Annotated in this window: 11 protein-coding genes and 1 pseudogene; 6 read left to right on the top strand and 6 right to left on the bottom strand. The window is 56.9% G+C overall.

Features of this window, described 5'->3' with window-relative positions:
- The first annotated feature begins 164 nt into the window (after positions 1-164).
- Positions 165-1,811 (top strand): alpha-keto acid decarboxylase family protein, encoded by a 1,647-nt coding sequence (locus EIEH_RS06330; RefSeq protein WP_015871098.1) that lies wholly within the window; start codon positions 165-167, stop codon positions 1,809-1,811.
- Here EIEH_RS06330 and EIEH_RS19645 read toward each other — a convergent pair.
- Entirely contained in the window at positions 1,799-1,969 is a 171-nt protein-coding gene (locus EIEH_RS19645) for a hypothetical protein (RefSeq protein ID WP_015871099.1), read from the bottom strand. The genes EIEH_RS06330 and EIEH_RS19645 overlap by 13 nt on opposite strands.
- 618 nt (positions 1,970-2,587) lie before the next feature.
- On the opposite strand from EIEH_RS19645, the gene copM reads away from it, so the two are divergent.
- Positions 2,588-2,947, top strand: a complete 360-nt coding sequence (gene copM, locus EIEH_RS06340) for a CopM family metallochaperone (protein WP_015871102.1) — start codon at positions 2,588-2,590, stop codon at positions 2,945-2,947.
- A 413-nt stretch (positions 2,948-3,360) separates the two neighbouring features.
- Here the strand turns inward: copM and melR are convergent, their stop codons facing one another.
- On the bottom strand, positions 3,361-4,302 hold the full coding sequence (gene melR, locus EIEH_RS06345) for a transcriptional regulator MelR (RefSeq protein ID WP_015871103.1): 942 nt from the start codon (positions 4,300-4,302) through the stop codon (positions 3,361-3,363).
- 277 nt (positions 4,303-4,579) lie between these two features.
- Between melR and melA the strand changes: the two genes are divergently transcribed.
- Both melA and EIEH_RS06355 read left to right on the top strand, forming a co-directional pair.
- Positions 4,580-5,932 (top strand): alpha-glucosidase/alpha-galactosidase, encoded by a 1,353-nt coding sequence (gene melA, locus EIEH_RS06350; protein WP_015871104.1) that lies wholly within the window; start codon positions 4,580-4,582, stop codon positions 5,930-5,932.
- Positions 5,933-6,090: 158 nt separating this feature from the next.
- Positions 6,091-6,645, top strand: coding sequence for a beta/gamma crystallin-related protein (locus tag EIEH_RS06355; RefSeq protein WP_015871106.1), 555 nt, complete (start codon positions 6,091-6,093; stop codon positions 6,643-6,645).
- Between the two features lie 45 nt (positions 6,646-6,690).
- Here the strand turns inward: EIEH_RS06355 and EIEH_RS06360 are convergent, their stop codons facing one another.
- The 3 genes from EIEH_RS06360 to EIEH_RS06365 form a co-directional block, all read right to left on the bottom strand.
- Positions 6,691-7,980: an MFS transporter gene (locus EIEH_RS06360; protein WP_015871107.1), complete on the bottom strand. Its 1,290-nt coding sequence runs from the start codon at positions 7,978-7,980 to the stop codon at positions 6,691-6,693.
- A gap of 364 nt (positions 7,981-8,344) precedes the next feature.
- Positions 8,345-8,476 carry a hypothetical protein gene (locus tag EIEH_RS19940; RefSeq protein ID WP_015871108.1) on the bottom strand — a complete coding sequence of 44 codons (132 nt, stop codon included), beginning with the start codon at positions 8,474-8,476 and terminating at the stop codon, positions 8,345-8,347.
- A 1,668-nt stretch (positions 8,477-10,144) separates the two neighbouring features.
- On the bottom strand, positions 10,145-10,345 hold the full coding sequence (locus tag EIEH_RS06365) for a hypothetical protein (RefSeq protein ID WP_015871110.1): 201 nt from the start codon (positions 10,343-10,345) through the stop codon (positions 10,145-10,147).
- A 258-nt stretch (positions 10,346-10,603) separates the two neighbouring features.
- Between EIEH_RS06365 and EIEH_RS06370 the strand changes: the two are divergent.
- Positions 10,604-11,036 (top strand): annotated as a pseudogene (locus EIEH_RS06370) (acyl-CoA thioesterase).
- 95 nt (positions 11,037-11,131) lie between these two features.
- On the top strand, positions 11,132-11,563 hold the full coding sequence (locus EIEH_RS06375) for a universal stress protein (protein ID WP_015871113.1): 432 nt from the start codon (positions 11,132-11,134) through the stop codon (positions 11,561-11,563).
- 35 nt (positions 11,564-11,598) lie between these two features.
- On the opposite strand, the gene EIEH_RS06380 is transcribed toward EIEH_RS06375, so the two are convergent.
- Positions 11,599-11,949 carry a nitrous oxide-stimulated promoter family protein gene (locus tag EIEH_RS06380; protein WP_015871114.1) on the bottom strand — a complete coding sequence of 117 codons (351 nt, stop codon included), beginning with the start codon at positions 11,947-11,949 and terminating at the stop codon, positions 11,599-11,601.
- Between the last annotated feature and the right edge of the window lie 177 nt (positions 11,950-12,126).

Raw genomic sequence — 12,126 nt, forward strand, 5'->3', positions numbered from 1 at the left:
CAACTCCCTGAGTTTTGGTGCAGCGGGGGCAAACCACATCAATCTTTGCCATTTCTTATCCAAAAGGCGAATAGTACCACGACACTAATTTGGAGTCACTACCCAAAATACCATTTGAAATCGCTATTGCCTATTGAATTATCTGATAAAGCGGGAGATTTATTGTGTCTACAACGGTTATCGAATATGTGCTGTCACGGCTATATGATCTGGGAATTCATGACATTTTCGGCGTTCCGGGAGATTACGCTTTTCCGATTGAGGATGCCATCTGTGTGGACGAACGCCTACGCTGGATAGGCAACTGTAATGAGCTGAACGCCGCCTATGCGGCCGATGCCTATGCCCGCACTCATGGGCTGGCGGCGCTGAGCACCACCTTTGGCGTGGGGGAGCTCAGTGCAATAAACGGCATCGCCGGCGCCTGCGCCGAGTCTGTTACGCTGTTTCATCTGGTCGGTATGCCGGCAAGCCATGTCCAGGCAGCGGGGGCGTGTGTGCACCATACGCTGGGCAATGGCGATTTTACGTCGTTTTATGAGGCCACAGACTCCTTTGTCTGTGCCCGTGCCATTCTGACGCCGGAAAACTGTATCGCAGAGACCGAGCGCCTGATCGAGGCGGCGCTGCGCTACCGTAAACCGGTATATATGGGCTTCCCCAGCGATTATGCCATGATGCCGATCGTGGCGGACACCGCGCAGCCGGCAGCGGAGCCCGTCAGCGATCCGCAGATCTTGAATGAGGTGATCGATGTTATCGCCGAGCGCCTGAATAACAGTGATAGCGTCTGCGCGCTGCCGGGGATTTATCTGGTCCGCCACGGCGTACAGCAGGAGGCGACGGCGTTGATTGATGCCGCTAACCTGCCGTTTGCCACCATGATAATGGATAAGTGCGTGATCGATGAATCCCACCCGAACTACGTTGGAATGTATGTCGGCCAGCTGATGGACCAACGGGTGCGCCAGTTTGTGGAGAGCAGCGATTGTGTACTGAAAATCGGCACTATTATGAGTGACTTGAACACCGGGGCGTACACCTCGCACCTGGATGAGGCGCAGTGCATCAGCGTGGAGCCGACGTCGGTCCATATCGGTAAGTCGGTCTATGAAAACGTGTTGATGAAGGATGTGCTGAGTGGACTGATAGGCAGGGTCACCCGCAGGGCCCGCCGTCACGATATGCCGCCGGTACAGGGGATCCCCGTGGTGAGCGGCAGCGGCAAGCTGACCGCGGAGTACCTCTATTCACGCTGGCAGCAGATGCTGAAGCCGAACGATCTGCTGGTGGCGGAGACCGGTACCACTTCCATGGGGCTGGCGTTTGCCAAGATGCCACAGGGCGCCATGTTTTATCAGCAGACCCTGTGGGGCTCCATCGGCTGGGCGACACCGGCGGCATTCGGTGTGGCGATGGCGGAGCCGGAGAAGCGCACCATTTTGATCACCGGCGAAGGCTCGCACCAGATGACGGTACAGGAGATTGGCCAGTTCTATCGCTTTGGCTTGAAGCCGCTGATCTTTGTTGTGAATAACGACGGCTATTTGGTCGAGCGTATGCTGTGCAAGGATGGTGATATCTATTACAACGATCTGACGCAGTGGAACTACAGCCAACTGCCGGCGGGGCTGGGCTGCCGCGATTGGTTTACTGCCCGCGTGACCACCTGCGAGGCACTGGATGAGGCGATCCGCCATGCTGAAGCCGGTGACTGCGGCGCCTACATTGAAGTCGTAACCGATAAGTATGTCACCTCTGAGCTGTTGGAGAAGCTGCACGGCGCGCTGACATCGCTCTACTCCGCCTGAGGCTTGGGCAGCGATCTGTCGGGTACCAGAGCTAGATATGCCCGCAGCTCGGCGACATCCTCAATGCCCAGCGGCAGGCGGATGAGCTGGGAAAGGATACCGTGCGTCAACCGCGGCGTCAGGGGGATCGGGGCGGGGTCATGCTGAAGGGTTGACATATCAGGCGCTCCACGCCGCCCAGACTTTCGGTCAGGGTAAACAGGTACCGTTGTCCGATGCGCTGGGTGGCCAGCTCTGTTTCGCCGCGTAAAACGCAGGGGATAATGCCGCCGGTGTCGCTCATCTGCTGCTGCGCCAGCGCGTACTACGGGTGGTCTGATAGGTCGGGGTAGTAGACGCTTTCGACGCCCGGATGCTGCGCCAGCCACAGCCACAGCCACAGCCACAGCCACAACGTGCCCGTATTGGCGCTGTGGCGCTCCATACGCGGGGCCGGAGGGCGCCGCGCAGTGTCAGGAAGCTACTGAATGGGTCAATGCGCGCTGGGGGTATTGTGCCGATAGGCCAAACGTCCGGCCAGCGGCAGATTGCCAATTAAATTCAGTATGGCGTCCGTGATCATAATGGACTTGGGTGGGTGAGTGGTAGCATGGACTATAGCGTGCTGCCGTTAGGTTTATAATAAATCAAGGTAATTTATTATAACTCAAGTGAATATATCTATAGAGATGTGGTTTCTCATCGGTAGCCTGCGCGTGCGGAGAAAGTCCGCTTGACTCTCCCCTTAGGGGAGGGATTAGGATTTTCAAGATTATCCTACAGAACAGGAGGGTTGTATGAAGACGATAACGTTAGCGAGCGCGTTATTCCTGACCGTTGCCGCGGCGAACGCGCTGGCGGCTGACCTGCCCGTAGAGCAGGCGGCGGCCATGCACCGTGAGCTGCACGGTGCCATGGGCACCATGCATGAAGATATGATGAAGGGCATGATGAGCAACGATCCCGATGTGGCCTTTGCCGCCGGGATGCTGCCGCACCATATCGGCGCCGTTGAGATGGCGAGAGTCGAGCTGAAGTACGGTAAAGATCCGCAGATGCGTCAGCTGGCGAAAAACATCATTGCCTCTCAGGATAAGGAGATCAAGGAGATGAAGGCGTGGCTGGCTGAACATCCTGATGCCGGTGCGGCGAAGTAGTTTCCCCTTATCCCCCGGTAGATCGGACCGTACCGCGTGTTGGCCTACGGTACCGTTGCGCGGTCGGTATGGAGGTGCTGGTAGTTATGGTAACCCACCCGCGTTATCCGGCGTCATGACTCCATGGCCATTGGCGCAGCTGTCCTTTTCATTGAATTTTGTAAGAGGCGGCGTCGATGGCAATATCGCTCCGGTGTTTTCAGGTTGCTCGCCGCGTCCCTAAAACCAAAAGGGTTAGGGACTGGAAAATAATAGCGCGCTGCTGACAGCAGAGGGTTTTCTCTGTGACGCAGCGATACTTATTTTCAGCGTGGCCTTTCTCTGCGTCATTGTCGATTTTCCCGCGTGGGCTCAGAGGGTTCATTGTTTCAATACGCCGGTTCGCGATGCTCTCCCGCCACGAGGATCATAAACTAATCCGCCGGTGGAGGGTGCGTTGCGCCTGTACGCGCCAGCCGACGGTACTGCTGCGGCGACATTCCGGTGTATTTACTGAAGGTGCTGTAAAAGCGGCTGCTGGAGCTGAACCCTGCCGTGAGCGCGATATCGAGGACCGTTCTGTCGGTGTCGCTCAGAAGCGCCCGGACGTGGTTGATGCGCATGGCGGTAATATACTGCTTCATCGTCATCTGCATCACCCGCTGGAACAGTCCCATCGCATAGTGGGCGTTGAGGCCGACGTGCCGGGCAACCTGCTCTATCGTCAGCGCGCGATCGTAGTGGGCGGCAGTGAAGGTCAGCATCTGGCCGACGTAGAACAGGGCATGGCGTGAGAGCCCCTGGCCGTTGCCCGCGCGCGGATCGTCGCCACCGGGCTGCAGGGCGTGCCAGCCGGAGAGGCTCAAGCGCTTTAGCATTAGCAGGATTTCATCGCTGGCCAGCTGCCGCATCTGCGGGCATGGGCTCTGCAGATCCTGCTGCCAACGCCCAATCTCAACGGGCGTTAGCCGGGTCGGGTGCGCAGATGTCAATACTCTGCCGTGGGTAATCTGGCTGAGCAGCTGCGGATCTAACGGCCAGGAGAGCAACAGATGCATGGGCAGGCTGAGCAGGGCCATGTGGCGACAGTGCCCCGGATCGACGAGACGGTGGGGGGTACAGGCCCAGAACAGGGCAATATGTCCCTGCGGGATGCGCAGCTGCCGATCGTGAATGCGGTAGCCTATCGCGCCGTCGAAAGGAATATTGAGCTCGACCTGGGCATGCCAGTGGCTGGCGGCCATCGCCTGCGGTGAACAGAGTGCGATCGCCAGGGGCTGGTGCTCGGAATAGAGCATCAGTGGGCTGTGCTGCTGTGGGTCGGTGCTGTTGCACATCAGCCCTGTGGCTGCGTCTTTGTGGTGACTCTCCCCCATGGTTTTCCTCCGGATCCCGCTGCGGCAGAGATAGAGATAAGGGTGCCGCGCTCCCTGGCGGACGTCCCGGCGGAACACTGCCGCGCTGTCTCTAGCCTGGCCGCTATTCTGTACGCTTTTTCTCACCTTTTGGTCTATTCTTCTCCCGAAAAGTTATTTTTTTGAATCTTGATCGATAAATCCGAGGAAATGGGACTGCTTTGGTAAGAAGGCGGACGCGCGCGTCCGCTGTGCGTGTCACGATGCCTCCAGCGATGGCTTTTATGGGAGAGAGACGATGAACGCACCTAAAATTGCCTTTATTGGCGCAGGTTCAACCATTTTTGTGAAGAATATTCTGGGGGATGTATTCCAGCGCCCCGCGCTGCGGGGAGCCGATATCGCGTTGATGGATATCGATGCGCAGCGCCTGGCCGAGTCGCGGATCGTCGTTGGCCGGCTGATGGCGGCGGCCGGAGCTGACGGACACATTCAGTGCCATACGACGTTGCGTCCGGCGCTGCAGGGGGCCGATTTTGTGGTGGTGGCGTTTCAGATCGGTGGCTATACGCCCTGCACGGTCACCGATTTTGAGGTCTGTGCACGCCATGGCCTGCGGCAGACCATCGGCGACACCCTGGGGCCGGCCGGCATTATGCGTGCGCTGCGTACCTTTCCACACCTGTGGCAGATAGGCGAGATGATGATGGCGGAGTGTCCTCAGGCGACGCTGCTAAACTATGTCAATCCGATGGCGATGAATAGCTGGGCTATGTATGCGCGCTATCCGCAGCTGCGGCAGGTCGGTCTATGCCACTCGGTACAGGGCACGGCGGAGGAGCTGGCGCGGGATCTCGATATCGATCCGGCGCAGCTACGCTACCGCTGCGCCGGGATTAACCATATGGCCTTCTATCTTTCGCTGGAGCAGCGCGGCGGGGACGGTCAGTATCGCGATCTCTACCCGCAGCTGCTGCAGGCCTATCGTCAGGGGCGGGCGCCGAAGCCGAACATACATGGCAACCTGCGCTGCGAGAATATCGTACGCTATGAGCTGCTGCAAAAACTGGGTTACTTTGTCACGGAGTCCTCAGAGCATATGGCCGAATATACGCCGTGGTTTATCAAGCCTGGGCGCGATGATCTGATCGCGCGTTACCGCATCCCGCTGGATGAGTATCCCAAACGCTGCGTGGAGCAGATGGCGAGCTGGCAGCGCGAGCTGGCAGAGTATCAGGCGGCGCCGCATATCGAGATTACGCCATCGCGGGAGTACGCCAGCCGGATCATGAATGCGCTGTGGAGTGGGGAGCCAGAGGTGATCTATGGCAACGTGCGTAACGCGGGCCTGATCGACAACCTGCCACAGGGTTGCTGTGTGGAAGTTCCCTGTCTGGTCGATGCCAATGGGATCCAGCCGACGCGGATCGGGTCGCTGCCCTCGCACCTGGCGGCGCTGATGCAGACCAATGTCAATGTGCAGACGCTGGTAACGGAGGCAGCGCTGACGGAAAACCGCGAGCGGATATACCATGCCGCACTGCTCGATCCGCATACGGCTGCGACGCTGAGTATCGATGAGATCTATGCCCTGATCGACGATCTCATTGCGGCGCACGGTGACTGGCTGCCTGACTGGGTGCGCGGCTGAGCCGGCAGCGTGTGGTGCTTTCCGGCGTTGGCTGGCGCAGCGGAAAATCAGACGATCCCTTAATTCCCTGCGCCGGGCTATTAGGTACTATGAACTTCCGCCGCTGCTCTACGTGCGACGGGCTGCCGTAACAGTATACTTATCAGATAGGAGTACTTATGTTCAGAACGCTTTTGGTGGCATCGCTGCTGACCCTGGGGGGGTGTGCCGATGCATCCATTGTTATCAATAATATCGACAATAGTTCTGGGTACCGCGGCGGACAGGGCAGCGGGCAGATCTATATTTGCATGCTCACGCCATTCAGCAGCCTCTATGCCGACGCCGCGCGCAGCGAGCAGATTGCCCGCTATAAGGTGGGGCAGCGCTGTGAGCGGGGGCAGGGAGAGGGTAGCCTTTTCTGTCGGCCTAAGGATGCCAGCTGCAGCACCACGACGCTGGATGAGGGCTACAGCCAGGGCGCCGATCGCCTGATGGTGTATGAGGATTCGAGTCAGCGCGGGGCTTCGCTGAGCATTGATCGCGATATTCCCGATCTTTCCCGCTACCGTTTTGCCGATCGTATCTCCTCGTTCTCGGTGCCGCAGGGGTGGACGGTGCGTTTCTACGAAGGGACTGACTACAGCGGGGGATACTATACCCGCAGCGGCGGAGAGCAGGAGGCGACCGGGTTTAACGACCACATCCGCTCTATCCGGATCCTGAACCGTTAACCCCGGATGCACAGGGCGGCATCGTGCCCGCCGTCCTGCCGGGCTTCAGCGCTGCCCGGCCAGTGTGGTGCCGCTGCCGTGAGAGATGGGCTGGCGGTCGACTATCAGCAGCCATAACGCCAGGGCGCCGATCAGGTCGAATACCGCCAGGGCGATAAAGAAGGGGCCAAAGCCGATGATGCTGACGAAGGCGCCGATAAATAGGTTGAAGATGAGCTGACCGGACCAGGCGCAGGCCCCGGCCATCCCGACCGCCGTCGCCACCTCGTTCTTCTTAAACAAATCCGCTCCCAGCGTCGCGGCAACCGTCGACAGCAGCTGGTGGGCGAAGCCGCCGATGCTGATCAGCAGCACCGCGATATAGGGATTTTCCACGATACTGACCAGACCGATGGTGGTCATCAGCAGCGCGCCAAGCGTAAAGGTGATACGGCGCGAGTTGATCAGGGTGATGCCCCTGTCGTTGAAAAAACGGGCCACAAAGCCGCTGGCCAGACAACCGAGATCCGCCATCAGGAAGGGCAACCAGACAAACATGGCGATCTCTTTCAGACTGAAGTGCAGGGTCTCCACGAAGAAGATGGGTACCCAGAAGTTAATGGTTCCCCAGGCCGGATCGGCCAGGAAGCGGGCGATGCCGATTCCCCAGAAGTTGCGCTGGGTGATGATATGGCGCACTGAGGTTTTCTCTTGGCTGGCGGATTGTAGAAACGACTCTTGGCCAGCTTCAATATAGCGGCGTTCTTCATCGGAGAGGCGTTTGGCCTCTTGAGGGTCCTTATAGCAAAAATACCAGACGAAGGCGGCGATGATAGCCAGGCTACCGGAGACGATAAACGCGAATTGCCAGCTGTGGAACAGAATACACCAGGCAATCAGCGGCGGCGCCAGCATGGCGCCGAATGAGGTGCCCATGTTGAAGACCCCGGTGGCAATGCCGCGCTCTTTGGCCGGAAACCACGTCGACGCCGTTTTGATGCCGGAAGGAATGGCGGAGGCCTCGCTGAATCCCATCAGGCCGCGCATAAAGGCCAGCCCCTGCCAGGTACCCGTCAGCGCATGTCCCATGGTGGCCAGCCCCCAGACGATGGCGCAGATAAAGAAGCCGATCTTCAGACCGATGGTATCAATGAAGAATCCCATGATTGGTTGACCAATTGTGTAGGCCAGCTGAAAGGCGCTGACCACCCAGGAGTACTGCTCTTTGGTGATCCCGGTGCTCTCCATGATCGTGGGTGCCGCGATACCGAGCGCGGTTCTGTCGAGGTAGTTAATGATGGTAATGAAGCAGACCAGCAAGATCATATACCACCGAAAATTCTTGATCTTTTTCATAGTAATCTCTTTTGGATTCGTTTGTTGATTTTGTTATTTACGGGGTTGTGCCACAGCCTTGCCAATGCGTAAATCAGCGGGTCTCCGCATCGTGAACAATGGGGCGATAGTGCATAAAAAATAAGCATCAATATGTGATATGAATCATGAATGTAATATTGGTATTCCAAATCTATCGTTTTAGCGGGGTGTGGTTAACCAATGCTGAGGCGATGCCGTCGGGGATGGCCGGGTGGATGGTCTGCGGAGATGGGGTGCGCGGACGCCGTGGTAGCCATAGTGGGAGGCTGTAGCGTGACTCTGCGGGGTGCCGGTGGCGCAGGAAAAAAGAGGGGAGCGCGGCGGGGCAGAACCTTCCACCGGGTTAAAGCAGACGCAGCAGCGCGGAGAAGTGCGTCTTGTCCAGATAGATCACCGCCAGGAAAAGCAGGATGCCCAGCAGGCTGACGCCGACGGAGATGCTGCCAAGGAGCAGCAACGTACCCATTTTCTTCATGTTGATCTCTCCATTTTCCGCCGACGGTACCCGGCTACGGGAAGGTCCGCCGCCGGGCTCAATGTAGCACAAAGCGTGACGGAGAATGAATCTCCCCGCTGCACTCAGGGGGAGGGACAGGCCTCTGGAGTGCACTGGATCGTGCAGCAGTGGTTATGCCTCTGTGATTTGGCCTGACGGCGCTGCGGGTCGACCCTCTACAGGAGATTGATGCTCCGGGCGTCGCCGGTCAGGGTGACGCTACAGAGGCCAAGGCTGACGCTCAGCTAGGATGAGAGCGGCGAGCGGGCGTGCTTGATTGATGCTCAGCGCCAGAATGCGCCTGCGCATCCGCCCGGCAGCCGGTGGGCGTCGGCGGCGGATCACAGAATGCCCAGCACCGCCAGCGGGAGGTGGAGGCGGGGGATACGACTGTCTGCGTCGTATGGAGTGCTATGGAGGTCGCCTGGTTAGATTCATCGGGCGTGCTCAACAGGTGAGTTCAATTTTTCTGAGGCAGTAAAAAATCGTTGTCGTGATTTATTTTTATATTGTTGAGTTTATGTTTTCTCTCCCCCTGCACTAACAACGCGTTGTCAACACTGGCTGATATTGCATAACGTTTACCATTGCTATGAAATGGTGCTATGCCAGGCGGGGCGCGGCCTGGCGATGAGCTCCATGCAAAGATATTTTTAATGATTAAAAAAAGTTTGGACTTGGTGTTGATTAATGACGGGAATGCGCTAATATCCCTCTCGAAATAGAGATATGGCTCACACTTTTAAGGAGTTTAAAATGAAACAAGTTAAATCTTTTATGCATGATCTGAACTCGGTTCTGCTGCAGCTGACCTCACAGAACTACTACTAAGCATAGCGGCACGCACGCGGCCTATTGGCTGCGTGCCCGTTACTGTCCCAACTGTCCCAACTGTCCCAACTGTCCCAACTGTCCCAACTGTCCCAACTGTCCCAACTGTCCCAACCCCCTGCCTCTGCCTCTGCCTCTGCCTCTGCCTCTGCCTCTGCCTCTGCCTCTGCCTCTGCCTCTGCCTCTGCCTCTGCCTCTGCCTCTGGCGATGATGCTATCTATCCTGCCGCGATGCCGACGAATGCGAGCGGACGGGGATATCATCTCTGTATCTGACGTCAGGAGGCCATCGGCCATATGTCTGCGTCGGAAACCCATCAGTCGTCAGTATCAAGAAAGATAGCGGGAGTGTGATCCCCATCATGCGGCGGGCTGGCGCTTTATGGGCGAGCGGGTAGAGTAAGACTGGATATCTCTCCAAAGGAGTCACACATGAAGCTGTTCAGGCGAATCCTGCGTAGCTGCCATGTCAGTTATCTGCTCAGCCTCTTGGCACTTATAGCATTCGGTCCCGCTGAACCCACAGCGCGAGAAAAACGCTAGACGCAGGCGGTAGGGGGTACTTAGAGCCTATCCCAGTAGGATATTTGATTTTTCATTTTGGTCCTGAACCGTGCTCACAATCCTCACAATCCTCACAATCCTCACGTACTGCGTGTACGCCCCGGTTGTTGCGCGCTGTCCGTGTCTAAACTGGCTGCAGTAATATATGCCTCCTGGGATAGGTTCGTCGCTAGATATGGGGTGTGCCAATCGCCCTCGGCGGGCGGCAGCCGACAGTACACCCCGATTCACCGCCAGCCCATCGCCGTGCCCTTAGCGCGGTTTTGCGTTTTCGTCGCGATAGACTTCACTGCACAATAACACTACGCCAGGGCGACGCTGGTGCAGGCGATTTATCATTTGCTGGCACTCGGTACGGGTCGGGTAAATATCCTCTGTGACCGGTAAGGCATCACAGGCATCGTGGCCACAGGGGCTGACCAGCAGAACAAATCCGATTAACGCTTCTGCCATCTATCTATCCCATTCCTCAGGGGTTATGTGGGGGGAGACCTCATGCCGTGAACACCTGTGGAGCCGTCACTTGCGCAGTGTGTCGCACCTGGCTGGGCGTTGACGACGCCGCACGCCGTTCACGGTGGGACATCGGCTATACATATATGTATATGGTGGATAATATACAGAATTTCAATCTGTTATCGCCAAGAGTGGTAAAATATGTGCTCTGAGTGGCACCTGGTATGTGTCAATATCATCAGCACTATAAGACGCATGTTATCTATATCCCATCGCAATGAAATAACCTGCATCAAACAAAAAATAACGCAATCGGTGACCCGCGTTGCTAATTTCCTGTTTCCTACCAGCATCAACCACTACGCTGTTTGGCGGCACTGCTCTGGCTTGGATGGAGGAGGTTTCCTGTATTGCAGCCCCCCGTTTTTGCCGTAAACGTCTGATGAAGGTATCCACCGAACGGATTAACTTCAGCATCCTATTTCCATTCGTCAGGCTGGATGGGCGGGTGACGCGTGTTGGGCGCACCAGCCTGACGGTAAGCGTGGCCATCTTCCTGGAAGAGATGTACCGCGAAGGGCAGGAAGCGGTGATTAACAGCCAGTTTAACTTCGTCGTGGCGTATGATGATGGCCGTCCGTGCTATTGTTTGATTAATTATTCTCCTGATACGTCTACCAATAGGTAAAAATGTTAACTGGCTCCATAAACCGGACTCTTGCCCCCCTTTTTGGGTATGGCGGTGATAACATCCCTTAAGGCAATCGTAACAAGAGGTTAACGATGTATAAGACGATTTTGGTTCCCGTCGATCTGGACGAGATGGCGCTGACTCAGGCCGCGCTACATGAGGTCAACGCGTTGGCGGCCCAGGAGGCCATACAGATCTGCTTGCTTTATGTCATGCAGGTGCCTGACTGCTCACTCAGCCGTTTGAACAAAGAGACCCTGCGCTTTGAGGATATTCTGGCAGCAGAGTGCATGGATAAGATGCAGGCGCTGGCGAAGACGCTCGACCTGAGCGAGCCCAGCAGCGTGAGCTGCCAGATCAGGAAGGGATCTATCTACGATGAGGTGTTGAAAGAGGTTGCAGAGATCGGCGCCGATCTGATCGTCATTGGCTCCCGCCGCCCCAGTATGTCCACCTACCTGCTGGGCTCTAACGCCACCAAGATCGTGCGCTACGCGACCACCAGCGTCTTGGTAGTGCGCTAAACGTCGGCTGGCTATCACCGCGTCCGCTCCGGGCTTTAGCTGCGTTCCCGGCGGCGGTATTTTTCCGGCAGCGGTGGTACTGGCCGTCGATCATCTAATAGATGGCGCAGGGCCAGAATAGGGTGATGCCACAGCATGCGCGGTCCGGCCCAGCGCATGACCGCTTTCATCGCCTCTCGTTTGGCCGGTTGATAGCAGTGGATTGGACACTGTTTGCATGCGGGTTTTTCCTCACCGAACGGGCAACGTGCCAAGCGCTGGCAGGCATAGTGGTACAGCTGCTCGAAATAGGTCGCGTCAGTGTGTATCGCATTGGGTGCTGCAGACTGATATAGCCGTATCATGCACTGGATCGTCAACTGCTCGCGTAGGATCCGTTTTCTCATCGTATTCTCTCCCGGTAACCATGTGCCTATCTTAGCAAAAATAGCGCTGAATAAAGGTGTTGTTGAATAAATTGAGCTTTCCCGCGATTGGTGGATCTGATCGTTACGTTCGCCTCAACATCGGCCCCATGCCCAAGTAAAAGTTTAACATCACCAACGGTCTGGCCGACAATAATA

The organism is Edwardsiella ictaluri ATCC 33202 (genome assembly GCF_000264785.1).
In the GTDB taxonomy this organism is placed as follows: Bacteria; Pseudomonadota; Gammaproteobacteria; order Enterobacterales; family Enterobacteriaceae; genus Edwardsiella; species Edwardsiella ictaluri.